The sequence below is a fragment of the Paenibacillus sp. RC334 genome, assembly GCF_030034735.1.
GTDB lineage: Bacteria > Bacillota > Bacilli > Paenibacillales > Paenibacillaceae > Paenibacillus > Paenibacillus terrae_A.
Genome location: NZ_CP125370.1, coordinates 5,231,608 through 5,257,276 on the forward strand (window position 1 = coordinate 5,231,608; position 25,669 = coordinate 5,257,276).

At 48.3% G+C, this 25,669-nt stretch carries 25 protein-coding genes and 2 pseudogenes; all 27 read right to left on the reverse strand.

Features of this window, described 5'->3' with window-relative positions; translation table 11 throughout:
• Positions 1-6: 6 nt before the first annotated feature.
• Positions 7-1,143 carry a polysaccharide pyruvyl transferase CsaB gene (csaB, locus tag QMK20_RS23975; RefSeq protein WP_283653568.1) on the reverse strand — a complete coding sequence of 379 codons (1,137 nt, stop codon included), beginning with the start codon at positions 1,141-1,143 and terminating at the stop codon, positions 7-9.
• Positions 1,119-3,135 (reverse strand): annotated as a pseudogene (locus QMK20_RS23980) (DUF5693 family protein). The gene csaB and the pseudogene QMK20_RS23980 overlap by 25 nt, the downstream one beginning before the upstream one ends.
• Positions 3,136-3,395: 260 nt before the next feature.
• Positions 3,396-5,114, reverse strand: coding sequence for a phospho-sugar mutase (locus tag QMK20_RS23985; RefSeq protein ID WP_283653569.1), 1,719 nt, complete (start codon positions 5,112-5,114; stop codon positions 3,396-3,398).
• Between the two features lie 96 nt (positions 5,115-5,210).
• A complete protein-coding gene (gene fabZ / locus QMK20_RS23990; RefSeq protein WP_283653570.1) occupies positions 5,211-5,657 on the reverse strand; it encodes a 3-hydroxyacyl-ACP dehydratase FabZ in 447 nt (148 codons plus the stop codon).
• 907 nt (positions 5,658-6,564) lie between these two features.
• On the reverse strand, positions 6,565-6,777 hold the full coding sequence (locus QMK20_RS23995) for a DNA-directed RNA polymerase subunit beta (protein WP_283653571.1): 213 nt from the start codon (positions 6,775-6,777) through the stop codon (positions 6,565-6,567).
• A 10-nt stretch (positions 6,778-6,787) separates the two neighbouring features.
• Positions 6,788-7,615 (reverse strand): flagellar hook-basal body protein, encoded by an 828-nt coding sequence (locus QMK20_RS24000; protein WP_283653572.1) that lies wholly within the window; start codon positions 7,613-7,615, stop codon positions 6,788-6,790.
• 13 nt (positions 7,616-7,628) lie between these two features.
• Positions 7,629-8,513: a flagellar hook-basal body protein gene (locus QMK20_RS24005; RefSeq protein WP_283653573.1), complete on the reverse strand. Its 885-nt coding sequence runs from the start codon at positions 8,511-8,513 to the stop codon at positions 7,629-7,631.
• Between the two features lie 122 nt (positions 8,514-8,635).
• A complete protein-coding gene (mreB, locus tag QMK20_RS24010) occupies positions 8,636-9,634 on the reverse strand; it encodes a rod shape-determining protein (protein ID WP_044646231.1) in 999 nt (332 codons plus the stop codon).
• Positions 9,635-9,806: 172 nt separating this feature from the next.
• Positions 9,807-10,094, reverse strand: a complete 288-nt coding sequence (spoIIID, locus tag QMK20_RS24015; RefSeq protein ID WP_007432737.1) for a sporulation transcriptional regulator SpoIIID — start codon at positions 10,092-10,094, stop codon at positions 9,807-9,809.
• Between the two features lie 199 nt (positions 10,095-10,293).
• Entirely contained in the window at positions 10,294-11,034 is a 741-nt protein-coding gene (gene spoIIQ / locus QMK20_RS24020; RefSeq protein WP_283653574.1) for a stage II sporulation protein SpoIIQ, read from the reverse strand.
• A gap of 70 nt (positions 11,035-11,104) precedes the next feature.
• Entirely contained in the window at positions 11,105-12,529 is a 1,425-nt protein-coding gene (gene spoIID, locus QMK20_RS24025) for a stage II sporulation protein D (RefSeq protein WP_283653575.1), read from the reverse strand.
• A 232-nt stretch (positions 12,530-12,761) separates the two neighbouring features.
• Positions 12,762-14,111, reverse strand: a complete 1,350-nt coding sequence (murA, locus tag QMK20_RS24030) for a UDP-N-acetylglucosamine 1-carboxyvinyltransferase (protein ID WP_283653576.1) — start codon at positions 14,109-14,111, stop codon at positions 12,762-12,764.
• 324 nt (positions 14,112-14,435) lie between these two features.
• Entirely contained in the window at positions 14,436-14,687 is a 252-nt protein-coding gene (locus tag QMK20_RS24035; RefSeq protein WP_044646227.1) for a DUF1146 family protein, read from the reverse strand.
• Positions 14,688-15,038: 351 nt separating this feature from the next.
• Positions 15,039-15,452, reverse strand: coding sequence for a F0F1 ATP synthase subunit epsilon (locus QMK20_RS24040; RefSeq protein ID WP_283653577.1), 414 nt, complete (start codon positions 15,450-15,452; stop codon positions 15,039-15,041).
• A 69-nt stretch (positions 15,453-15,521) separates the two neighbouring features.
• On the reverse strand, positions 15,522-16,922 hold the full coding sequence (gene atpD, locus QMK20_RS24045) for a F0F1 ATP synthase subunit beta (RefSeq protein WP_014278469.1): 1,401 nt from the start codon (positions 16,920-16,922) through the stop codon (positions 15,522-15,524).
• 121 nt (positions 16,923-17,043) lie between these two features.
• Positions 17,044-17,910, reverse strand: a complete 867-nt coding sequence (gene atpG, locus QMK20_RS24050) for an ATP synthase F1 subunit gamma (protein ID WP_044646224.1) — start codon at positions 17,908-17,910, stop codon at positions 17,044-17,046.
• Positions 17,911-18,156: 246 nt separating this feature from the next.
• The gene (gene atpA / locus QMK20_RS24055; RefSeq protein ID WP_283653578.1) at positions 18,157-19,671 is read right to left on the reverse strand and encodes a F0F1 ATP synthase subunit alpha; all 1,515 of its coding nucleotides are present in this window, start codon (positions 19,669-19,671) and stop codon (positions 18,157-18,159) included.
• A 19-nt stretch (positions 19,672-19,690) separates the two neighbouring features.
• Positions 19,691-20,236 (reverse strand): F0F1 ATP synthase subunit delta, encoded by a 546-nt coding sequence (locus tag QMK20_RS24060; RefSeq protein ID WP_044646223.1) that lies wholly within the window; start codon positions 20,234-20,236, stop codon positions 19,691-19,693.
• A complete protein-coding gene (gene atpF, locus QMK20_RS24065; RefSeq protein ID WP_283653579.1) occupies positions 20,233-20,721 on the reverse strand; it encodes a F0F1 ATP synthase subunit B in 489 nt (162 codons plus the stop codon). Before atpF ends, QMK20_RS24060 begins: the two co-directional genes overlap by 4 nt.
• A gap of 110 nt (positions 20,722-20,831) precedes the next feature.
• A complete protein-coding gene (atpE, locus tag QMK20_RS24070) occupies positions 20,832-21,056 on the reverse strand; it encodes a F0F1 ATP synthase subunit C (RefSeq protein ID WP_014278475.1) in 225 nt (74 codons plus the stop codon).
• Between the two features lie 104 nt (positions 21,057-21,160).
• On the reverse strand, positions 21,161-21,985 hold the full coding sequence (gene atpB / locus QMK20_RS24075) for a F0F1 ATP synthase subunit A (RefSeq protein WP_283653580.1): 825 nt from the start codon (positions 21,983-21,985) through the stop codon (positions 21,161-21,163).
• 29 nt (positions 21,986-22,014) lie between these two features.
• Complete coding sequence (locus QMK20_RS24080; RefSeq protein WP_044646220.1) at positions 22,015-22,395, reverse strand: ATP synthase subunit I; 381 nt, start codon at positions 22,393-22,395, stop codon at positions 22,015-22,017.
• Entirely contained in the window at positions 22,388-22,642 is a 255-nt protein-coding gene (locus QMK20_RS24085; protein ID WP_283653581.1) for an AtpZ/AtpI family protein, read from the reverse strand. Before QMK20_RS24085 ends, QMK20_RS24080 begins: the two co-directional genes overlap by 8 nt.
• A 170-nt stretch (positions 22,643-22,812) precedes the next feature.
• Positions 22,813-23,982 (reverse strand): non-hydrolyzing UDP-N-acetylglucosamine 2-epimerase, encoded by a 1,170-nt coding sequence (gene wecB, locus QMK20_RS24090; protein ID WP_283653582.1) that lies wholly within the window; start codon positions 23,980-23,982, stop codon positions 22,813-22,815.
• Positions 23,983-24,088: 106 nt separating this feature from the next.
• Positions 24,089-24,718, reverse strand: coding sequence for a uracil phosphoribosyltransferase (upp, locus tag QMK20_RS24095; RefSeq protein WP_013312332.1), 630 nt, complete (start codon positions 24,716-24,718; stop codon positions 24,089-24,091).
• Between the two features lie 471 nt (positions 24,719-25,189).
• Positions 25,190-25,324, reverse strand: a complete 135-nt coding sequence (locus QMK20_RS24100) for a hypothetical protein (protein WP_283653583.1) — start codon at positions 25,322-25,324, stop codon at positions 25,190-25,192.
• A pseudogene (locus QMK20_RS24105) lies at positions 25,324-25,558 on the reverse strand (sugar ABC transporter permease); the annotation flags it as partial. The pseudogene QMK20_RS24105 and the gene QMK20_RS24100, both read right to left, overlap by 1 nt.
• Positions 25,559-25,669 lie beyond the last annotated feature (111 nt).

Sequence of the window (25,669 nt, forward strand, 5' to 3'; positions counted from 1 at the left end):
TATCCATCATCCTTTGCGACACAAGTAATTAACGATATGCTGTGCCGGTAAGCGAGCCTCGCTTTTTAACAAAGCAATTGCCGCTCCCTGGCTCTCGATCCATTGACTTCGCTGATCCAGCAGTCGTACAGCCTCAGCAGCCAGCTTTTGACCATTCAGCGCTTCTGTGGTACCTACAGGCTGGCTACCGACACGATCAAGAAAATGGTCAATTTTCGGATCATAGGATATCCCCAACGGGGGCACATGATGGGATGCTGCATAAATCAGACTATGCAATCTCATCCCGATCATCAAACTGCAACGGCTGACTTCCAGCAGCATCTGCTGAGGATCGGTAACCTGCTCACACATGCTGACACGACTGCCCGTTTCCCTAACATCCCCTAATAAATCCATTACCATCCTTGAAGCCTGCTCATCGTCCGGCAGATGAAAAGGGAAAAAGCGCAAATGCACACGGCGTTCAGCAACTAATTTCTTCAAACCTTCCGCAATCGCCATTAATTCACGACGCTCCTTGTCCCAGTAACGTACCGACACACCAACAATCGGAAGTTCATCCTCCCCTTCAACAGCCGCTTTGTGCAAACCTTCAGAATGGGAGGGCATTGGAAGCCCCATTACGGGATCGGGAACAACCTCTACAGCAGGGCGTTTTAATTTCATGGTGCCCAGTAGCGCCGCAGACTGTTCATCTCTTACAGATACATATTCGCAGCGCTGAAACACAGACCGGATCATAGGGTAGAATATCTTCCGTTGCACCGGACCAATGCCTTGAGCATACACAAACGTCGGCTTTCCGGCCCACTGAGCCAGCTTGAGAATCGCAAGATAATAAGGAATGCTTTTGGGACTTGTTGCGTCCTGAAGCAAACTTCCGCCGCCGCTGATTAACCCGTCACTGTTTTTAATCGCTCTCCGAACTTCTCCCAGACTCATACGTGGTACGGCTTCTACTCCGTACATCTTCTGCGTCCAATCGGGGTCCGAAGACAGCACAACAGGCTTAACCGTAATACCCGCATGACGGCTTTCCTCCTCTAATGCTGTCAAAATCGACTTGAGCACTGCCTCGTCTCCACTATTGCGAAAGCCGTAATAACCCGAGATTATTATCGTTTGAACGGTGGTGACCATTTCTTCCAACATCCTTCCAGCACTTGCCACACGACAATTGCGATAATTCCCAGAATCAGACCAAATCCCAATCCTAGCAGCCCACGACTAAGCGAGAGTGCCGCTGGAGAATGAATGTGAGCAAAGGTATCGACCATAGAGGCTTGACCAATAACAGCTATAATCAGCAAATAGATCGCTTTGCGATATTTCAACGCAAGGAATGCACCTGCAATAAACAGTGGGTGTGCCATCAAAAATTCCTTATTACGCGGACGCACACCAAATGCATTCTCAAGGAAATTTCGGAAAACCAGCTCTGTGTTAGACACGGTACCCGCATTCCCTGTACGGCTCAAATAGTACACTCCTGCAGCTCCAATAACAGCCAGTACGATGACCCATAGTACGGTAATCGGCGTGCGCAGCAGCTTTGAGATTTCTTCGCGTATAGAAACGCCCCGATAAAAGAAAATATATATTGCCGCCAAAAAAATCGGCAAAATGTGAAGCAAACTTACGCCTCTAAATTGGTTCAGCACAAGGCTGTAAGCAATACTATTCAACAACGCAATAACAAACGGTACAGCAGCCAACGACAAGACTGCTGTCTGAACGTACAATACAAGTGTTTGAACGAGACGACGACCTACTGAAAGCTCAGGCTCCTGTTCACGTTTGATTCTAATCGTACGCACAGCAATAACCATTGCAACTGTGGGTCCGCTAATCGCTGCAAGTAGTGCCAAGCCCTGCTCCATCAAGCTGGAGTTCAGAACGTAAAGACCTGCTGAGCCAATCAATCCCAACCCAAATGCTAGCAAGGTCAACGCTGGAACAAAATACGACACCATAATGGAAAAGAAAGCCAGTGCCCCCAGCACAACCACCAATTTCAGGTAACGCTGGTACGACGAATCAACCACTTGAAATGGTTCAGCCTGTCCAAGCTCAAATCCCTTTTTCTCCATCCGTTGAACAGCATTACCCGGTTTGTCCAAACTATGGATCAGGTTATCTACAGAATCCTTCACTTTGGCCTCAGCCACACTGCGGGTCGGAGCTGTATTAAGATACAGCATGCGAATGTTGCGGTCCTTGGTCGCCAATGCAAAACGATCAGCCAACGTCTCCACATCAAGCGTTGAATCTTTGTCGCTCAGTGAGTACAGGCGCACAACGTTATATTTTATAGCGTAAGCCAGCTTGTTGAAGCCTGCCTGCGGTTTTTTCAAGTTTTCAATAGCGGCCAGGCCAATATTGTATTTGTTCAGTAGTTGAGCGAATGCCGCCAGACTGTTTTCTTTCTCATTATCTGTAAACCCTTTGACAGAATCTCCTTCAAACAAAATGCGTTTTACGCCATTCTCCTGAAAAGAAGCCAACGTCTCTTCCGTCAATTCCTGATTGTAAGGAAGACTGTCGCTCATCCGAGGAACGATAAAAAAATCCTTTACTCCGAAGCTGTTTCACGGCAATCGGATCAGGCTGCATGGGTTTGAGATACGCATCCTCTGGAGAAGTTTCTACAACGAGCCCTTCATGGCCCTGATAAGTCCATGGTTTTACGTTAATGTCCAGACTGTTAAAAGTACGTTCAATTAACGGCTTCAATGCCGAAGCGTTTTCCTGATTAGTGAAAACAACGTAAGTAAAATTCTCGTTGGCGGGTGATACCCGCTTTTCCATATCTGCAATGTTCTGAGTCGTATAGGTTACAACATGGCCTGCTTTGCGGAAATCATCCAGCGTGCTTTCATACATTGCCATACTGTTCACACCGGCCTGCTTTAAGCGGTCAAGCTGCTCATTCAGGTAATCCTGCGGGTGAGCCTGATACGAAGCTGCCTCCGTCAAATCCCGATAGTCGAATACGATCTCTACTTTTTTACTTGATGATTCTGTCTGCAGACGATCGGCAATTATAGGAATTGAAGCCAGCAAACCAAGTGCAACCAGAATCCATAACCATTTTCGAGAAGCCGTATTCCAATACTGCCATTTCTGATACACTAAAGAACCTCCTTAATATTCGGGATTTTGCAAAATCCAATGCTGCTCACCTTGTCCTTACTCAGTTGTTGGTAGGCACTCATTGGATTTTGCAAAATCCTCCGTTACCGGAACAAGCTTATTTTCCCAAAGCCTCTTCCAGTTTATTCTACAACACAGAAATAACCTCCACGGCGTACTGCCCTTTGCCGTGAGAGGTCACCGATTTCTTAGTTCGTATCCAATTACCTTAACCCTATTCTATTATAAATGGATTTAGCTCAAGCGTCTACGCGTGCCATAACAGCTTCCACCAGACGGCTGATTCTTCGCTCAGCATCCGCCAGAGAGGAACCTCGTACGGCAAAGTATACTTTAATCTTCGGCTCGGTACCGGAAGGACGCAAGCAGAACCACGAACCGTCTTCCAGTAAGAACTTAAGCACATTCTCTTGCGGAAGTCCGTCCAACCCCTGTGAGTAATCCAGCACTTTTTCCACCTTCACGCCTGCAATTTCCAGAGGCGGGGTAGTACGCCAATCCGTCATTTTGCCTTGAATCTGCGCCACTCCATCCTTGCCCTTGAGTGTGCGGGACTCCAGCTTTTCCAGAAAGTAACCAAACTGCTCGTACAGCTCCTCTAAAACATCATACAGCGTCTTGCCTTGGGTACTGTAATAAGCAGCCGCTTCAGCGATCAGCATAGCCGCCAAGACCGCATCCTTGTCACGGGCATAATTACCTGCCAAATATCCGTAGCTCTCCTCATAGCCAAACAGGTAGGTATAATCGCCTGTTTGGTCAAACTGATTCATTTTCTCACCAATGTACTTGAAGCCCGTAAGCGTGTTAAATACGGTTGCTCCAAAATGCTCAGCAATCACTGCGCCCATTTCACTCGTTACGATGGTTTTAATGACCGCTCCGTTACTTGGAAGCTTACCCGTTTCTTTTAGCTGGTTCAACAAGTAGTAGACCATGATCGCGCCAGACTGATTACCGGACAATACTACATACTCGCCGTCACGGTTTTTCACAACCGCTCCCATGCGATCTGCATCCGGGTCTGTACCGATCAACAAGTCCGCACCAATCTTTTCACCCAGCGCAATCGCCAGCTTGAAGGCATCGCGTTCTTCCGGGTTTGGAGATTTGACAGTGGAAAATTCAGCATCTGGCTGTTCTTGTTCAGGCACAATATGCACCTGCTCGAAACCGATTTTCTCCAACACATGGCGAATCGGTACGTTGCCTGAGCCATGAAGAGGTGTAAACACAACCTTGAAGTTTTTGCCCGGTCCAGCTGCAATCAGCTCACGATTAACACTCACACTGGCTACCGTATCCACAAACGCTTCATCTTCTTGCTCTCCAAGCCAAACCAGCAGGCCCTGTGCCTCTGCTTCTTCACGTGTCAGACGGTGAATATCAGCAAAAGAAGGAACCTCATGGATATAACCAATTACCTGCTCGGCCTGATCGGGAACAAGCTGACCACCTTCATCGTTGTATACCTTGTATCCATTATATTCAGGAGGGTTATGGCTTGCTGTTACGACAATCCCGCCACTGGCTCCCAAATGTCGTACGCTAAAAGAAAGCTGTGGCGTTGGACGCAAGGACGGGAATAGCTTGGCAACGATGCCGTTGCCTGCCAGCACCAAAGCCGCATCCAAAGCAAACTCTGGCGAGAAATGACGCGAGTCATGCGCGATTACAACCGAAGGCTTCCCTTCTTTCCCCGCATGCTGCTCCAAAATATAACGAGCCAGTCCCTGAGTCGCACGTCCAATGACGTAACGATTCATCCGGTTGCTGCCCGCCCCGATCACTCCGCGCAGACCACCTGTACCGAATTCCAGCTCTTTGTAAAAGCGATCCTCCAACTCCTGCTCGTTGCCTTCCAATGCGCGCAACTCCTGTTTGGTCTCTTCATCAATATAAGGGTCATGCAGCCAGCTCTCAATGCTTTCCAATGCTTTTTTACTCAACTGCGTCATGCCAATTTCCCCTCTCCGTTTTTGGTTGGTCAAAACAGGATTTCTATGTACACATCCACTCGGTTCAGACGTCGTGCTTATGTCAGCAGAGCTTGCTTATTGGGGAGGATCGGACAATGCAAACATAATCTCGCCCTCAGCTACTACTGTATCGCCTACCTTAGCCGTAGCCTTCCCTTTGCCGAATGCTCCTTTGGAACGGGTTATTTCCACTTCAAGCGTCAGCGTATCCCCAGGAACCACCTGTCCGCGAAAACGGAAGCCATCCAGCCCTGCCAAGAAACCAATTTTGCCGCGATTGCTTTCCAGATGCAGCAGTGCGAATGCCCCTACCTGAGCCAAGGCTTCAGTAATCAGCACACCCGGCATAACCGGATAACCAGGAAAGTGTCCAATGAAATGAGGCTCATTCATCGTTACATTTTTAATACCTACTGCTCTTTTCCCTTCCTCCAGCTCAATAATGCGGTCCACCAACAAAAACGGCGGCCGATGCGGGATAATCTCCTGAATTTGATTAACATCCAATTGCAATTTGTCCATTTACTTTAATAACTCCTCCCGCTTGCAGGGTTCAGGCCCTTAACAAAATAGAGCCGCTGCAAGCATAATATTACCCCGCCTGCGCTGCATAATAACAGTTCAAAGCGGTAACAATGTTAGATATCCTTCACCTACTGCAGAAGTGAAGGTTGAGATAAGGGGCTTTTTCCGCCGGTTATGCAACCAGAGGCGCGAAGAGGCCCTTTTGCCCGTGCTTGGTCTTACCCCGCAGTGTTTAAACTTCCCCATCATTATACAGTTATCAGATGTAAAAAGAAAATTACGCGGAAGTACCATATTGGGTGCTCCTATTATGGGGTGAAGCGGAGCTTCAATTTGAGTCAAGGGGGAGGAGGCTACGGGGATGGATCATTCTTCCGATCGCTGTTAACCCCGGATTTTTTCATTGTACAGAAAATTTAAAGGGTAAAATCCGGGGTTAAAGGCGAACGCTGACGCTTCTTCAGAACGATTCCATCCCCTCCGCCAAGTTACTTTTGGCTCAAAAAAAGAAAGCCTCGCTTCAATAATACTCGCTTGGCGTGAAGGGCGGAACAACACCGAAGGCCCATGCGATGGCCTTCATTGGCCCTCCAACGACGTGCTGCGTTGGGCCAGTTACGTTTGGGCATAACAAAACCCTGCGCCGCTTGGCACAGGGTTTTGTTGTTTTTATATGCTACCCAACACAAATTGCGAGTGGTTTACCTTAACAAGAGTGGGGTCGATTGCGGGTAGCCAGCGGAGCGAAGGATTTGAATCTGGAGAAGCGTAAGCGTTCGCCTTTTCAACGGGATTTTCACATCTGAATAACTTATAAAATAAGAAAATCCGGTTGCAACAGCGATCGTAAGATCAAATCATTCGCGGAGCGACCTTCTCCCTGCCCCACTATTTTTAAAGTAAACTAAGGCGCAAATATAAGATCAATGACATGCTGCCAGGTTTTCCATTCAAATACGCCTGCCAGCCCTTGCTTGCCTACGATCACATATCCTGCAATCAAACCACCCAGCAGCGAGAATAGGAACAGCAACGGGATTACGAAATAACGGGCAGTACTCCAGCGAGACTTCGCCTTTTCAGGCACCGGACGAGAATCGGGTTGTTCTTCTTTCATCACCAAATCCCTATGCCCTCAGATTGTTAGCCAGGTTCAACATTGTATCGCTAGAAGTCAGCGCCCGTGCCGCCAATTGATACATTCGCTGAACTTGCATCATGTCCGTCATTTCACCCGCTAAATCCACATTAGACTGTTCCAAATAGCCGGAACGTACAGATACGTCCGCTGGAACAGCGCCCGCTACACCTGCTGCACCAAATACATTCGCTTCTGTCACACCATATGCTAACACGAACAGGTTATCGTCCCGCTGTTCCAATCCTTCTGGACGTTGCACATCCATCAGCTTGATCCGCTGACCAACTATTGGATTTCCCGTTCCGTCTGGGCGAATGAGCAATTCACCGTCCGGGTTAATCGCTACCTTGGAGCCAGACGGAGCAGTTACAGGAACATCATTGTTATCCAGCACTTGATAGCCTTCAGCAGTTGTCAGGAACATCGTTTTGCCGTCATTCGGATCTGGAACAAAATGAAAGCTGCCGTCACGCGTCCAAGCCTTCTGTCCATTTCCCTGAACTTCGAACATGGCATTGCCCTGGATTGCCAGATCGGTAGGAAGCCCCGTCTCTTTAAGCGGTCCCTGCTCCATATTTTTCATAGCCGAAGCTAATTTCACACCGTAGCCCAAATTATAGCCGAGCGGCATAGCCCGTCCATTTTGGAGATACGTCGAAGGCTGCTGCTGCACATTGGCCAGCACATCTTCAAAAGAACCCTGTTTACTCTTATAACCAACCGTATTGACATTGGCGATATTATCGGCAATCAAATCCAAGCGCTGCTGCACACTGGCCATAGATACCATTGCGCCGATCATGGAGTTGTTCATCACTTACCCCCTGTTATACACGGCCTACTTCATTAACGGCCTTGTCCAAGCTTTTATCATAAAATTGAATGACCTTCTGATTCGCTTCATACGCTCTTAACGCAGCCATCATATCCACCATCGACTGCGAAGCGTCCACATTAGATACTTCCAGATAGCCTTGACGGACAGATACCACATCATTTGCAGTCATCGTTCTGGCCGTAGCACCGTCTGTATCATTCAGACGAAAATTCCCGTTACCTTCACGAACGAGCTGGTATGGACGGTCAATGACACTGATTCCGAGCGTCGTTCCCAACGTCTGATTGGAGGCTTTGTCCACCAATTCGCCCCGCTCATTTACTTTAAGCGCTGAAACAGCCCCCGTCAATTGAATCGGCTTACCATTCGTATCCAGCACTGCTGAACCAGTCGACGAGAGCAACGCACCCGTTCCATTTACCTGAAAATGCCCATCACGTGTGTAGCGTACATTACCGTTGCTGTCTTGAACCGTAAAAAACGCTTCCGGACGATAGGTGACTTCACCGTTAGCATTGATGAATTTCCCCGCCCGATCAAAAGCCATTGGCCGACCGGTTGCCGGGTCATTCACGTTAATATTGGACTGTATCGCGAAATCCGTAGCTTGTCCGCTATCCTTCAATGCCCCCTGAATGTAAGGGGAGAGGCTTTCCTCAGCAAAAACGCCAGTATTGAGCTTGCCGACCGTACGGTCCGGGTTATTTGGATTGCCCCCGGTCATCGAAATAAGCATTTCGGGAAAAGAACGCTGAACACTATTTTCCTGCTTGTATCCCGTTGTGTTCATATTGGCAATATTTTGCGTCACAGTGTCATGGCGTCGTTGTTGCGTTGTCATTCCGGCGGCCGCAGTATATAAACCTCTCAACATGTATCGTGCACCCCAATCCTGTACTCTCCTGGTCAAACATCTGCTCGTACGGAGGCATGGAAGCCAAAACCTAGATAGCCTGCCTGACCGTATACGAGTCTTTTATAATCACTATCGGCAGATTAGAACTTTTTCTTAACGACATGATCCAAATTATCCAGCATAATTCCTGTGCCCTTAACGACACAATGCATCGGATCTTCAGCAACCAGCACCGGAACACGCAGTTCCTCGGCAAGCAGCTCGTCCAATCCGCTCAGCAACGCGCCGCCGCCTGTCAAAATAACACCGCGGTCAATAATGTCGGCTGACAGTTCCGGTGGGGTCTGCTCCAATACAAACTTGGCCGCAGCAACAATCGCTGACACAGGATCTCTGAGCGCATCCTGCACTTCAGCCGCAGAAATACTTAACGTTTTAGGCAACCCGGATACCATATCTCGTCCCCGAATGTCCATCTCTGCCTGTCGTCCGCTCGGATGCACGGTGCCGATGGCGATTTTAATATCTTCCGCCGTACGTTCCCCGATCAAAAGCTTGTACTTTGTTTTCACATATTTCATGATGGCGGAATCAAACTTGTCTCCTGCCATTTTAATGGAAGAAGCCGTTACTACATCCCCCATAGAGAGAACCGCAACGTCTGTTGTTCCACCACCAATATCCACAACCATGTTGCCACTAGGCTCAAAAATATCCATTCCTGCCCCGATGGCAGCTGCTTTTGGCTCTTCCTCCAAAAATACTTCTTTAGCCCCGCTACGCTCCGCCGCTTCACGAATCGCTTTTTGTTCCACTGAGGTAATGTTCGTCGGCGCACAGATCAGAATACGAGGGTGGCTATACCAGCTTTTTCCCCCTACACGATTGATAAAATATTTTAGCATGGCTTCAGTCACTTCAAAATCGGCGATGACACCATCGCGCAGTGGACGGATGGCTATGATATTACCGGGAGTACGTCCAACCATACGGCGTGCTTCCTCTCCGACAGCCAGAACTCTTTTTGTATCGCTTTCTATTGCAACAACGGAAGGTTCGTCAAGAACAACCCCCTTCCCTTTGACGTGGATAAGCACGTTGGCCGTACCGAGGTCGATACCGATATCATTACTGAACATATTAAAAAGGCCCCCAAAGTGATATTTTAAAAAGCTAAGATTCGACAAGAAGCGGCAAATATATGTATAAACCTACGGTTACATGTCATTTTTCGATCTTGTACCATCTTTTAACATATCATACTTCAGGGGGTTGATTCAATGGCTTTGCCAGCCAATTCACTATATATTTTTAAGACTTGCCTGAAACGAGGATCTCCCTTCTTTTTCCGCTCGTTTTTTTGTACTTGATTTTCGTCGCTTCCCCTCCCCGCAGATGACGAATGGATTTATGGTATTCGAGAATGTGCTTCACCTGATCTGCAAGGTCTGGGTTGATTTCAGGCAGCCGTTCGGTCAGATCTTTATGCACCGTGCTCTTGGAGACACCAAATTCCTTGGCAATCGTACGGACCGTATTCCTTGTTTCCACGATACAGCGACCGATTTTGATGGTCCGTTCCTTGATGTAATCGTGCACGCTCCCGCCTCCCCACTGTGGATAGTTTGGTACATTATATGAGGAGTATGCCTATATATTCGCGGTATGGCGGGAAGACATGCTTCGGAAGGCCTATTTATTTGGCAAAAGCAACTTATGTTTACCCAATGAACTACAAAAGCACAAGAAAAAGCGAGGGATGATGATCCCCCGCTTTGCATGAAAAGCTATGCCGAATTTATTTTTTAGGAAGCAGACCGGTTGGATTCACTGGCTTGGCATCCTGATACACTTCAAAATGCAGATGTGTTTTCAAATCCTTTTCAAGTTCATTACGACCCGCCGAAGCGATGACATCGTTCTGTTTTACTTGATCGCCTTCTTTTACTTTCAGATCGTTCAAGCTTTGGTAAACGGTTCTGAGATTGTTATCATGCGTAATTTCCACAACATTGCCTGCCAGCGGGTGTTGTTCCACACGGGTCACCTTACCACTGAGGGCGGCTCTCACTTCGAACGTTTGATCATCGGCGCGAGAAAGATCAATGCCAGTGTTGGCGGTAAAGGTTCTATCGTACTCTACCATCGCAGCCGCCTGTTCGTCAGCTGTCGCGTTTTCGTCAAAGAATGGCTTTACGACCTGTACTGCGGCAGCATCCGCCACCGGCCATGCGAGATTTTCCGACTGGGCAACGACTTCCATACTTTCAGGCTGTTGTCCGGTGACATCGGTATTGACCGTTGATGTATTCTGTACCGATGAATTAGCTGGGTCAGGTTTGAAAGACTTCTGGTTGGCATCCTGATAGACCCACACTAAAGTTAGTATAATGGCTGCTGCGGCAATGTAGGCTGCCGGGTATGCCCACCTTTTGGACAACAGCTTTTTCCACGAAGACGGCCGTGAAGCCCTTCCACCCTGAAAGGTTTTGGGTGTTTCTTCATGATTTTGGTTCTGGTTTTTATTTTGTTCACTCATTTGCTCATCACCTCAGTAACCAGTGTTACCGGGTGCAACTCTTTTATACTTCAAAGTTTTGAAAAATTTACTAACTTAGAATACGAGAGGCTTGGGCAAAGGAAACGCCCGTGTAATAGTGAAGGAGAATTTGAGTGGCTGTATGTCCTTCCTTGGCCATTCCGTTAGCTCCCCATTGGCTCATACCGACACCATGTCCGTAGCCGTAGGTTGTAATGGCGATCTGATCTCCTTCGGCCTTCCACGTAAATTCAGCAGAACGCAGCCCCAGCTTGTTTCGGATTTCCGGTCCTGTAAAAATAGTGCCTCCTACCTCGATCTGCTTGATCCGATGCCCCTTTGTCTTGGAAAGTACCCGAATTTCCGGTATACTCCCTCCTCCAGTAGAAGCGGCTATCGCCGTACGGCTCAATCCCAATCTATCAAGCACATTCTGACGGCTCAGCGTGATGGTTTCTGTATAACGGGGCGCAAGCTGCTTGTCCCATGGACTTGACACACTCCGTAAATAAGGCACAGCCTTGGCCCATACATCCTCTGAATTTTCAGTATAACCGTTACTGGTAGAAAAAAAGGAAGCGGTAATCGGTTTACCCTCATATACCATGATCGTATCCTTGGTGTCGCGTACAGCCTGCCGGATTTTGGCCAGTTCTGCGGATTTGCCAGAATGCCCCCACTCTCTATTAAGTTTGGCTTTGGAAATGTAGGCCTGGTGCTTAACCGTATCGGTCACATCCGCCCCCGCCGGAGCGCCGCTGGTGTCATCAGCCAGCAAACGCCGGGCAATGAAGGTACGCGCGGCAATAGCCTGCGCCTTCAGCGCCTCGCCCTCGAAGCTGGGCGGCATTTCGGCTGCTACTACGCCGACAATGTATTGCTCTAGCGGCAGCGTCTCCGTGCGACCGGTGGACGTGACGTACACGCGCACGTCCGGCTCTGCCGCCGCTGGTACACTGCGCGCTGGCGCGGCGGGCACCGCAGGAATGGGCGGGACGCCCGGCAGGCGTGTAACAGGCGCCTCGCCCTTCGCAACCGCAGACGTGGCCGTGCGGTTGCTAGGCGGCAACGGCTGCGCCGTGTGGCTAGGCCATGCCAGCAGTGTGGGCACGGCGAGCGCTAGCGTCAGCAGGCCCGCCATAGCCGCGGCGGGCAGCCATGGGCGGCGGCTGCCCCAGCGCGGGACACGCCCAGCAGAAGGCCGCAGATGCGGCAGCAGCGCGGGCGGCAGGCTGCCGCGGGTCGTATCTGCCCCAGAGACGGGCGGCGACGCGGGGATAGGGCGCTGCGCGGGAGTGACCGCCGCCGCCGTACGCCGGGCGGTGAAGGTCACTCTGTCAGGAGCTGACGCGCCCGGCGGAACGATCTGCTGTGGCACAGGACGCCCTGCCTGTACAACAGCTATAGAGCCGTGACTGTCTCCCTCAGGTGAAGCCCGGCGATGTTCCTTGGAATGATGAATCGGTATACGAATACGAACCTGTGAATCTTTCATAAGCTGAAACCTCCATCAAAGGGCTTGAGTCCGGCTGGAAGCAGTGATATGCTCCAGCAGATACTTTCAATCATATGAGGTCGTCCACTTTGATAGAACCCTTTTAAGAGAACTGAAAGAATGAAAAAGACAGGCTGAAAACATAAAAAAACCAAGCCCTTTATGGACTTGGTTTCTCACTTGTTCGTAAATGTTACAGCATGTAGCCGCATGAGGCTATATACACTAAAGCTTAGGCCAGGGAAGGCTGGATCTTAAACAGATTCCCTGATGCCGGTTCTGGTATGACGCGCTCAGCACTGGAGACATCCAGCTTGGGCTCTTCTACCGTTACTCTGTAAATGTCCGCGCCTAACCCGGTCAGCTTCTCGGCCAGATGAACATAACCACGGTCGATGTGATGTACGCCGGATACCTCCGTTGTACCTTCCGCAATCAGTCCAGTCAGAATCAAAGCAGCACCTGCACGCAGATCTGTCGAGGTCACTTTTGCACCTGTCAATTTAGCATTGCCGGTTACAATTGCGGAACGGCCTTCAACTTTAATCTCCGCATTCATCAGATGAAATTCATCCACATGCATAAAACGATTTTCAAACACGGTTTCCGTGATAATGCTGGTGCCTTCAGCGGCAAGTTGAAGTGCCATCATCTGGGACTGCATATCCGTAGGGAAACCAGGATAAGGCAACGTTTTAACATCAACGGCCTTTAACGGTTTATCCGAAATCACGCGAATTCCATTTTCATCCGGTTGAATGATTACACCCATTTCTTCCATCTTGGAGATAACCGGTCCCAAATGGTCCGATATCGCGCCTTCTACATATACGTTCCCGCCTGTGATCGCAGCAGCAACCATGTAAGTACCTGCTTCTACCCGGTCGGGAATGACCGTATGCTTCACACCGTGCAGCTTTTCAACGCCTTCAATGCGAATAACGCCTGTACCTGCACCGCGCACCTTGGCACCCATACCGTTCAGGAAATTCGCAAGATCGACGATCTCAGGTTCCTTCGCAGCATTTTCAATGGTGGTAATGCCCTCCGCAAGAGTAGCGGCCATCATAATATTTTCGGTCGCACCTACGCTGGCTACATCCAAATAAACTTTGGCTCCACGCAGACGCCCGTTAATTTTAGCTTCAATAAACCCTTGGCCCAGACTAATCTCGGCACCCAATGCTTCAAAACCCTTCAAATGCTGATCAATCGGTCGCGTACCAATTGCACATCCGCCTGGAAGCGAAATTCTTGTGTGTCCCAAACGTGTAAGCAACGGCCCCATAACCAAAAACGATGCGCGCATTTTCCTAACCCACTCGTAAGGGGCTTCACAGGAAATTATCTTCCGTGCGTCAACACGAATGACCTCGTCTTGGTATGTAACGCCTGCTCCTAAGGACTCCAGCACTTTGCTAATGGTCATCACATCGTCTAGAGGAGGTGCATCAATGATAACACTTTCTCCTTCTTCTCCTAAAAGAGATGCGGCGATGATCGGCAGAACTGAGTTTTTGGCTCCGCTGACTTTGACACTCCCGGTCAATCTGTTGCCACCGCGGACGATAAATTTGCTCATCTATGGTTCCCTCCGCGCGTCATTTCCCTTTTCCATCATGGAAAAAAAGAACATATTCCGCTATTTTCATGCCTTGCTTTTTCATTACATAAAAAAACAAGATTTTACTAATACACTAACTGCCATCATAACACTGATTAAATCAAGTATACAAGCGTTTTTTAAACATGACGACTATTGTGTTTCCAGCCTGTCGGGCCAGCTATACACGTATAGTTCTTTTGTTTACCATTGTTAACAATATGGCGCGATGTTATTCGACAATTCCCGCAGATACAGGGCCATAAAGTCATATAACCCGCCCACTTCATATTAAAACACATTCTAAAGCATCTGGCTCCATGAGATATAGCTTAAAAGAAAGCCGGACACCAGCTGTCCCAACATAATGGCAAGAAACAAGTGCAGCAATCTGCCCTGTGGCCCCTTAGGATGCCTGATGAATAAATCCAGCTTTAAGCTCTGTAAAGCCCACCAAGCTAGCGCTATACAAATGAGCGACACGATCATGGAGACCAGCGCGGTCATACTCGCCGATTGACTTAACTGTTCAGCCAATTGCTGCTTCCCGTTCATCCGTAATCCCTCCCATCTGCGTCACAGACTTCTTTATAATACTCGGCGAACGCCTAATATGCCAGTGCTATTTCTACTTTCAGGACAATTATTTCGACAAAATACGAACATTTCCTTCTGTTTCGTGAATTTAAAAGGTACTATGTACCTAGCTATTAAGCAAGAAATGGGACAGTATTTTTTGGAAATAATATCAAAAAAAGGGCTCGATCACAGTGATCGAAGGAAGGAAAAGTCTACCTCATCTTCTTCTGCCGGAACATCATTTGGCAGAAACTATGAAGCGGTCTCCTTGTCATCCCATCCGTATACCATGCCGAACCCTTTTACAATCCAGTTAAAAACCCAATGTTAATTCTTATTGGTTCTGATGCTCGTTGCATTCAGACGATTAAGTGCCCGTTGCAGGGCTACCTCCGCCCGATGATGGTCTACTTTCTCCTGTTTGCTCTGGAGCCGCAGCTCTGCCCGCTCCCTTGCCGCACGGGCACGCTCCACATCAATATTCTCGGAACGCTCCGCACTTTCAGCCAAAATGACCACTTTATCCTTGCGGACTTCGACAAAGCCCCCATTGACCGCAATCACTTCTGTCTGACCGCCAGTTTTAATACGTACCGGCGCAATCTTCAAGGGAGTGACCAAGGGAAGGTGTCCGGGTAAAATCCCGAGATCGCCTTCCGAGCCGCGAACACTGATGCTGTTTACCTGTTCTGCAAAGACCAGGCGCTCCGGCGTCACAATCTCCAACAAATATGTGCTCACTTGAATCCCTCCTGAAAGCTGCCCGCAGACAGCTCACTTCGTAAGGCTCGGCTATTCTTCGCCTGTATGCTACAGCGTTTTGGCTTTTTCTACCGCTTCCTCGATGGCCCCTACAAAAAGGAAGGCCGCTTCTGGAAGATGATCATACTTGCCTTCCAGAATTTCTTTGAAGCTTCGTACAGTTTCTTTAACCGGTACATATTTACCCGGGAAGCCGTTGAACGTTTCGGCAACGTGGAAAGGTTGGGACAGGAAACGCTGGATTTTGCGCGCACGGGCTACCAGCATTTTGTCTTCTTCACTCAGCTCGTCCATACCCAGGATGGCAATGATATCCTGAAGCTCGTTATAGCGGGCCAAAATTTGTTTTACGCCTTGTGCTACATTGTAGTGCTCTTCACCTACAACTTCTGGAGCCAAAATCCGGGAGCTTGATGCTAGTGGATCAACCGCCGGGTAAATACCCATTTCGGAAATTTTGCGCTCCAGGTTTGTCGTTGCATCCAAGTGGGCAAACGTTGTAGCAGGAGCCGGGTCAGTGTAGTCATCCGCAGGCACATAGATGGCCTGAATGGAAGTAACAGAACCCTTTTTAGTAGAAGTGATCCGTTCTTGCAATTGACCCATCTCAGTTGCCAGTGTAGGCTGGTAACCTACTGCCGAAGGCATACGTCCCAACAGGGCGGAAACCTCAGAACCCGCTTGGGTAAAGCGGAAGATGTTATCAATAAAGAGCAACACGTCACGGCCTTCTTGATCACGGAAATACTCCGCCATCGTCAGACCGGTAAGGGCAACACGCAAACGTGCGCCTGGAGGCTCGTTCATTTGTCCGAACACCATCGCTGTTTTATTGATAACGCCGGAATCTCTCATTTCATGGTACAAGTCATTTCCCTCACGCGTACGTTCACCAACGCCTGCGAATACGGAAATACCACCATGTTCCTGAGCGATATTGTTAATCAATTCCTGGATGGTTACGGTCTTACCTACACCGGCACCACCAAACAATCCGACTTTACCGCCTTTGGCGTACGGAGCCAGCAGGTCGATAACTTTAATGCCGGTTTCGAGCATTTCTGCTTGAGTTGTCAATTCATCGAAGGCAGGAGCCTGACGGTGAATCGGATTTCTAGCTGCTTCACTCAAATCAGTACCATTATCAATTGGCGTTCCAAGTACGTTAAATACGCGTCCCAGAGTTGCTTCACCGACAGGTACCGAAATAGGTGCTCCCTGATCGATTGCTTCAACTCCACGAACCAGACCATCTGTGGAAGACATGGCAATACAACGCACACGGTTGTCACCAAGGTGTTTCGATGCTTCGAGCGTCAGGTCAACTTTGACTCCGTTCTCCAGCACAGTCCCAATATGAATGGCATTCAGGATTTCCGGAAGCTGTCCGCGTTCAAACTCAACGTCGACAACCGGACCCATGATGCTCACTACGCGTCCTTTGTTCATCTTTTGGTTTCCCTCCTACAAGCTTGCACAGCCGCAAATCCGAACTACACGATTTGTTTTGCGCCCGCAAATTATCATATTAGTATAGGACCAGCTATACAGCAGTCCGCAAAAAAAACCATTAAGACTGGGCACTTGCCCCTGCCACGATTTCCGTAATTTCCTGGGTAATAGCCGCTTGACGAGCACGGTTATAGGTCAGCGACAGCTCACCAATCAGCTTCGTAGCATTTTTAGTGGCAGATCCCATTGCTGTCATTTTTGCTCCCAGTTCACTCGCCTTACCGTTCAGCAAAGCACCGTAGATGAGTGTTTCCGCGTATCGCGGCAACAGCACTTCCAGCACTCCTTCCGGTGACGGCTCATACTCATAGTTAATCGAGGATGCAGCAGCAGCGGAATCCGGCGTCGCCATAGGCAACAGACGGTCAACGGTTGGAATCTGAGTCAATGCATTAACAAAGCGGTTATAGCATAGATACAGCTCATCAAATTCTTTGAGCTCAAAACCCTGCACAGCTTTGTTGGCAATCGTCTTGATATCTGCAAAAGCAGGTGTATCCGACAGATCTGTTACCGACTCGGCAATAGGAAACTCGCGGCGTCTGAAATAGTCCCGTCCTTTTCGTCCAATAATGAAAATTGTAAACTCATCCTGTGAACGGTGACGTTCCGCAATTGTCTGTGTAACCTGCCGCAAAATGTTGGCATTATAACCACCAGCCAGACCACGATCAGATGTAATGATGAGATATGCCGTCTTTTTGACCGGACGCGATTCCAGCATCGGGTGCTTAACGTTGTTTGACCCCGCAGCAATACTGGTCACAACTTCCCTAAGCTTTTCCGAATAAGGACGAGCCGCCTCAGCCTTCTCCTGAGCTTTTCTAAGCTTGGATGCAGCTACCATCTCCATCGCTTTCGTAATCTGCTTCGTACTCTGCACACTTTTGATCTGACGTTTAATCTCGCGCATACCTTTTGCCATGATTTCACCACCTTCAAGCTTTGGCAAAGCCAAAGCTACTTCGTAAGCATTCACTTAGCTTTGACAAAGTCAAAGCTAACTTCGTAAACCGGTTCTGGATATCCGGCCGTCCATGATGAAGGACAGTCCAGCCGGACTAATCATAAAGGGCCTGTTATTGAGTATAAAACATGCCAAGGAAGCCACAGCCCGGAGGGCACGCTTCCTTAGGACACTTCTCGTCATAAACTGGCAAATTCCAATGTATTAAACCGACGTGGCAAATGATTTTTTGAATTTCTCGATAGCTGCTTTGAGAGCCGCATCGTTATCAGGAACCAAGTCTTTTGTATCACGAATAGATTGAAGAATATCTTGATGATCAGACTCTATATAAGAAAGGAAGTCTTTCTCAAAACGTTTCACGTCTGCTACAGGAATATCATCCAGGAAGCCTTTTACCGCAGTGTACAAGCTCACAACCTGTTGCTCTACAGCCAGAGGCTGGTTAACACCCTGTTTCAAAATCTCCATCATACGCGCGCCGCGATCCAGACGAGCTTTGGTGGACTTGTCCAAATCGGAACCGAATTGGGAGAACGCTTGAAGCTCACGATATTGGGCGAGATCCAGACGCAGGGAACCTGCAACCTTTTTCATCGCTTTGATCTGAGCCGAACCACCTACACGGGATACAGAAATACCTACGTTAATCGCCGGACGTTGTCCTGCATAGAACAAGTCAGCTTCGAGGAAGATTTGTCCGTCTGTGATGGAAATAACGTTCGTTGGAATATAGGCAGATACGTCGGAAGCCTGTGTTTCAATGAATGGCAACGCAGTTAGCGATCCGCCGCCTAACTCGTCATTCAGCTTCGCTGCACGTTCCAGCAAGCGGGAATGCAGATAGAAAACGTCTCCTGGGTATGCCTCACGGCCCGGTGGACGACGCAGCAACAGGGAAAGTTCCCGGTAAGCTGACGCTTGTTTGGTCAAGTCATCGTATACAACCAATACGTGCTCGCCTTTGTACATAAAGTACTCACCCATAGCGCAGCCAGAGTAAGGTGCGATATAGAGCAATGGTGATGGGTCGGAAGCTGCCGCTGTAACGACAATCGTATATTCCAAAGCACCATGACGACGCAAGGTTTCAACGACTTGAGCTACCGTAGATTGCTTTTGGCCGATGGCAACATAAATACATTTCATGCCGCTGCCTTTTTGATTCAAAATCGCGTCAATCGCAATAGAGGTTTTACCTGTTTGACGGTCACCGATGATCAGCTCGCGTTGACCGCGACCAATCGGAACCATCGCATCAATAGCTTTAATCCCCGTTTGCATTGGCTCATGTACCGATTTACGGGCCATAACGCCTGGAGCTTGGCTTTCTACCGGACGGAATTCCGTTGTAGCAATCGGGCCTTTACCGTCAACTGGTTGTCCCAGCGGATTAACAACACGTCCGATCAATGCTTCCCCTACAGGAACCTGCATGATCTGACCTGTACGTTTCACTTGACCGCCTTCACGGATATCGGAGAATTGACCGAGAATAACAACACCGACATTGCTTTCTTCCACATTGAGCGCCAAGCCCAAAACGCCGTTTTCGAATTCAACCAATTCACCGGACATGACTTTTTCCAGTCCGTAGACGCGGGCAATACCGTCGCCGACTTCAACAACAGTGCCGACTTCAACGACCTCAATATCATTTTTATATTGTTCAATCTGACTTTTAATCAATGAACTGATTTCTTCAGGTTTGATACTCAAGTGTGTTCACCCCTATCTTCTATACTCGTCTGTTAAAGGATTTCTCAAGACGATCCAGCTTGCCGGCCAGACTACCGTCGTACAGCGTATCGCCGATAACCACTTTCAATCCGCCCAGCAGACTCGGGTCCACTATGTTTTCCACACGGATTGTTTTATGTTCACGGGCTCCGAATTGCTCGGCTACCGCTGTTTTTTCCTGCTCACTGAGCGCATAAGTGGAATACACCTTTGCATGGGCAAGTCCCAGCTTGTACTCCTGAATATCGAGGTATCCGGCGAGAAGAGATTCAAACAAATCCGCTCTGCTACGCTGGATCAACAGCTTAATCGTGTTGATCAGTGGGGCAGACAGCTTGCTCTCAAAACTGTTAGCCAGAACCTGAAGCTTGACCGCTTCCGTAATGTTAGGAGAGTTGATGAACTTACGGATTTCAGCATCCCCAGAGACAGCTTCTACAAAAGCACGCAGCTCTTGCTCGGTCTCCATAATGGTTTGCTCTTGCTCCGCCACTTCAAACAAAGCTTTCGCATACCGTTTGGCAACTACCGTATCCCGGCTCATGCTTTGCCTCCTACCTCTTTAAGGTACTGGTCGACAAGCTCTCCCTGGACTTGGTCTTCCTTGATTTCTTTTTGAATCAGCTTGGAAGCGATTTGTACCGAAGCACGGCCCACTTCGCTGCGCAGCTCGGCAACTGCCTTATTGCGCTCGCTTGTGATCTCACGAACAGCTTCGTCTTTCAGGCGGACAGCTTCGTCCTTAGCCTGAACGATAATTTGCTCCGCTTGCTTGCTACCTGTTTGTTTCGACTGCTCAATAATATCGTAGGCTTCTTTGCGTGCCTGTTGGAGAGCCTGCTTTTGCTCCTCAACATAAGCAGCAGCCTGTTCACGCGTCTGTGCCGCTTCATTCATTTGCTTCAAAACAAGCTCACGCCGCTTCTCCATAACTGAAAAGAGGGGGCCGAATGCATAACGGGTCAGCAACCAGTACAAGATCAAAAATGCAATTACAGTAAAAACGATACTTGTCCAATTAAAATGCAATTGAAGTCACTCCTTTCCGGTGAACGTCAGTCCTAGATCTTTCATATCTCAAACGAACAAAGAAGGCGCGGATGGCTGTGCCTTCCCCGCCAAACCTTGCTTCCATTCAATTAAGCTGCTGCGTAGAAAATGAATGCCAGGACGACACCGATGATTGGCAGTGCTTCGACCAGACCTACACCGATAAACATGACAGTTTGCAATGAAGCTTTTGCTTCTGGCTGACGAGCGATACCTTCAACTGTTTTACTTACGATCAGACCGTTACCAATACCTGCGCCGAGCGCACCCAAACCTACTGCGATAGCTGCTGCTATTAATGCCCAAGCTCCCATTTTAAAAATCCTCCTTAGAGATGTGTATTTGTGTTGTACATGTATTTGCAGTTAAGAGCGAAGCGCACTCCTGAACTTAACTAAAAACCGGAAACTGAAATGACCTAATGCTCTTCTTCGTGCGTATCAATTGCCTGTGAAATATACACGAACGTCAAAATGGTAAAGACGAACGCCTGAATACTGCCGACAAAGATACTGAATCCTTGCCATACAACCAGCCCCAGTACGGAGGCAATCCACCCTCCAACACCAATTGCTGTCAATTTCAGCAGCACACTAATCAAAACCTCGCCGGCAAAGATATTACCGAATAGACGCATACCATGTGTCAAAAGTTTCGAGAACTGCTCAATCAGGTTAATTGGCAAAAAGAAAGGGAATGGCTGAATGTAATGCTTGAAATAAGCTTTGGTGTTACGGAAGATTCCCAGGAAATGAACCAGCACAAAGATCATCAATGCCAGACCAATGGATACCCCTGCATCTGCGGTAGGTGATTTCCACCAGTTGACACCCACGTGGGCAGGTTCGCCCGGATGAGCCGCCTGTGCTTGCTCCAATGCTTCCTTGACTGGAACGATTTCATGCCCAAATACTTGTGCGCTTTGTACATTATCGAATTCAGTCACGATTCCGAACGGCAAACCAAGCATATTCCCGACGAAAATGAACATGATCAGCGTCATCCCCAATGATAGGAATGGCTTCCCTTTCTTCAAATCCATCGTACTGGATATAAGCCCTTGAACGAATTCTACAACCCATTCCATAAAGTTTTGCAGCTTGCCAGGATTGTCTACAGACAAATTGCGTGTTGCGGCAAAAGCCAGTCCAAACACAATAGCACAGGTTACTATAAGCATAATAATGATGGACAAGTCAATGTTGAACCCGCCCAATTGGATAATCGGTGATTCATGCAACATGTTTTCTCACCCCTTTCTCAGTTGAGCCATCATTTTTCCTGTAGCGCGAATATGATGCCTATAATTAAAAGAAGAAACTGTCCAGTTACCAGGCTTGCCATTACAGCGATCTCATGGAAATAGGCCGGAAATTCTATCGCCAGCACTACCGCCAAAATAGAGGTCGCTACACGAACTCCAAAGCCGATGCCCACCCTTTTCTTCTTGCCTTCACCGGCGGCCGCACTCGCAACCTGTCGAATTTTGTAGGCCATATACAGCACATTAAGACAGCTTACTCCCGTTCCCAGAATGATTCCGTGAGCAATGTCACGATGTTGGGGCATGAAGGCGGAGACCAGGAAACACAGAGCCATAATACAAAGCGCTACGATCCATAACATTTTTTGCATTCGGGTCATCTCACTCATGGTTATCCCTCAATACCTTTCCGATCACAAGGGCAATACTCAATGCGCCTACAACCAAGCCTGCGAGAACGCTTACGCCAATCCAAATTCCGGAACCACCAAGTTTGGTGTCTAGCCACTTTCCGGCATAAAAACCACCCAGTGTGCACACGGCCAAATCAATGCCGATAGCGCTCACCAGTCCAATTGCCTTGAAGGCATTTCCGGTGTTATTTCGGTTGTTGTTTTGCTTGGAAGGTTTGACCACTTTTCCATGTCACCCCTGCAATTCCAGTCCATTTTACTTAAATATAAGATGCTTTGTCAATTGAGATATTTTAGTGCCCTAAAGTATAAAATCAGTCGACAAAGCATCCTAAAATGCCGTACCCCTTGGTAACCGTACAGTTTAACTGTATGCTTACCCTGTAAGGATGATTATGTGGTGCGGACACCTTTTGTGAACATTGTGTGAAATTCTTCAGGACGTTCGGATTGAACACCATAATGGTGCAAAATAGCATTGACAATTCTTACCGAAGCTCGTCCATCGCCATAAGGGTTTGCTGCCTGACTCATAGACTCATATAATGCAGAATCCGTCAAAAGAGCCTTGGTCCGATTGTAGACGTTCTCTTCACTCGTACCCACCAGTTCCAGTGTGCCAGCTTCAATTCCTTCCGGTCTTTCAGTCGTATCACGCAGTACCAGTACAGGCACGCCGAATGAAGGTGCTTCCTCCTGAAGACCACCCGAATCAGTAAGTATGAGATGAGTGTGCGGATAAAAGTTGTGTAAATCCACCACATCCAGCGGATCAATCAGCTTAATACGCGGATGGTTGCCTAAAATCTCAAATGCAGGCTCCTTCACAGCCGGACTCGGATGAACTGGATACACGATAGCGATATCCTCAAACTCGTCTGCGATCCGTTTGACCGCACTAAAAATTTGGCGATGTGGTTCGCCCTGGGACTCCCGGCGGTGTGCCGTCATCAGAATCAGGCGTTTGCCTTCAGCCCATTCCAGCACCGGATGCTCGTAATCCTGGCGAACCGTATACTGAAATACGTCAGTCACGGTATTGCCTGTTACATATATTCGCGATTCAGGTTTATTTTCCTTCCGCAAATTCCCAGCAGATAAAGATGTAGGAGAAAAATGAAGATCAGACAGCACTCCTGTCAGTTGACGGTTCATTTCCTCAGGGTACGGAGAAAGCTTGTTCCACGTCCGCAAGCCCGCTTCCACATGCCCTACTTCGATCTGTTGCATAAAGGCCGCATAGCTGGCCAGGAAAGTCGTCAGCGTATCCCCGTGAACGAGCACGATATCAGGCTTTGCCTCACGTAACACAGGTTCCAATCCTTGAAGTACACGAATGGAAATTTCATTAAGCGTCTGACGATCCTTCATCACATCCAGATCATAGTCAGGGTGGATATTAAACACTTCCAGAACCTGATCGAGCATTTGGCGATGTTGAGCCGTTACGCATACTAAGGACTCGATATGCTCGGGGTGACGTTGAAGCTCCAAAATAAGAGGAGCCATCTTAATCGCTTCCGGACGCACGCCAAAAATAGTCATCACTTTGATTTTGGACATTTTCTGTTGAACCCCTTTTCAAGATAAACGTCCGGTTCCAAGACCGTTCTCCTATGAAAAACGACTTGTCCGTAACGCCCATATATTATGCCGAACCAGAGGCCCTTTACTTGGTTCCGTACAGACGGTCTCCCGCATCACCAAGACCCGGAATAATGTAGCCGTGATCATCCAGACGCTCGTCCAGTGCAGCAACATAAATATCTACATCAGGATGGGCATCCTGAACGGCCTTGACTCCCTCAGGAGCGGCAATCAAATTCATCATCTTAATTTGGGTACAGCCTCTCTTTTTCAACACATCAATAGCCGCGATCGCCGAGCCGCCCGTTGCAAGCATCGGATCAATCACGATCAATTCACGCTCAGTCACGTCTGTAGGCAACTTCGTATAGTATTCCACAGGCTGCAATGTCTCGGGATCACGGAACAGTCCCACATGCCCTACCTTTGCTGCCGGCAGCAGTTTGACAACGCCATCCAGCATCCCCAAGCCTGCACGCAAGATTGGAATGAGACCCAGCATGCGACCGGAAATAACCTTGCCTTCTGTCTCAGCAACCGGTGTCTGCACCGTAATGCTCTCCAGCGGGATATCCCGCGTAATTTCATAAGCCATCAATGTTGCTACTTCATCCACCAGTTCGCGGAAATCCTTGGTGTTGGTCCGCACATCGCGGATAAATGTAAGTTTGTGTTGGATCAAAGGGTGATCACAAACCACCAGTTTTGCCATGATATATTCCCTCCGGTATTATCGTCACGTTCTTTCGCACCAGAATATCGAACATCCTGTATGGAAAGGATCTATGTAACCTATTTGTACAAACCAAATAAGCACAGATGCAATGCGTGCCTGTAAATCCTGTTTATTATAACATTCCCTTGATTGATTTAACACCTGCCACCGCAACCTTTTGTCAAGAGGAAGATATGACAGGTAAAATGCATACTTCGCCACTTCAAGAGTGACTTTTGTCATACAAAAAGTGCATAAAAAAGGCTCTGACGGCACTTGACCGTCAGAGCCTTTTGAATTTTGGACTTCCTGCCTAACCTACAGGCTTTGTGTCCTAATACAGCATCAGTCTTTTATCTGTACTTCAAATTGTCCCATGCCTCCTGAAATTGCTGGAGCATTTCATCCTTCGTAATGACTCCCGCAATATAGGCCTGCATGCTACTACTCAGATCCTGATTCAGTCCCTTAGGGAAACGTTGAAAGTTCCAACTCCATATCTTGTCGCTGTTTTATTTTATTCCAGGCATTCGCGTAGTTCTCAAAATGGAAGGTCATCGGCCACGAAGCGAAATGAGCCAAATTGTCGCTTGTTTTTCCCATTACATTTCGACCTCCTTTTTCTTCGTCAGACACACCTGGATGCTGGTAATGATTGCAACGATGACAAAGAAAATAATGGCTTTGGCAGTACCCAATCCAAGACGGTTATTTGTAAACGCTTCATTATATATGTCCAAACGCAACAGACTCCGTCGACTTGAAGGGTCCACCCTTTGTCAGCGCCAAATTCAACTCAAATACTTTAAAGGACCAGGATATCGCCAGAAACAGGCAGAATCGCTAGAAATCAAAAAAAGGCTGTTCCCCCTCCGGCTTACGGAAGAAAAACAGCCTTATCAGTCACATCATATGTGTAGTCATGGCCCCCCCCCGGATACCAAGGCT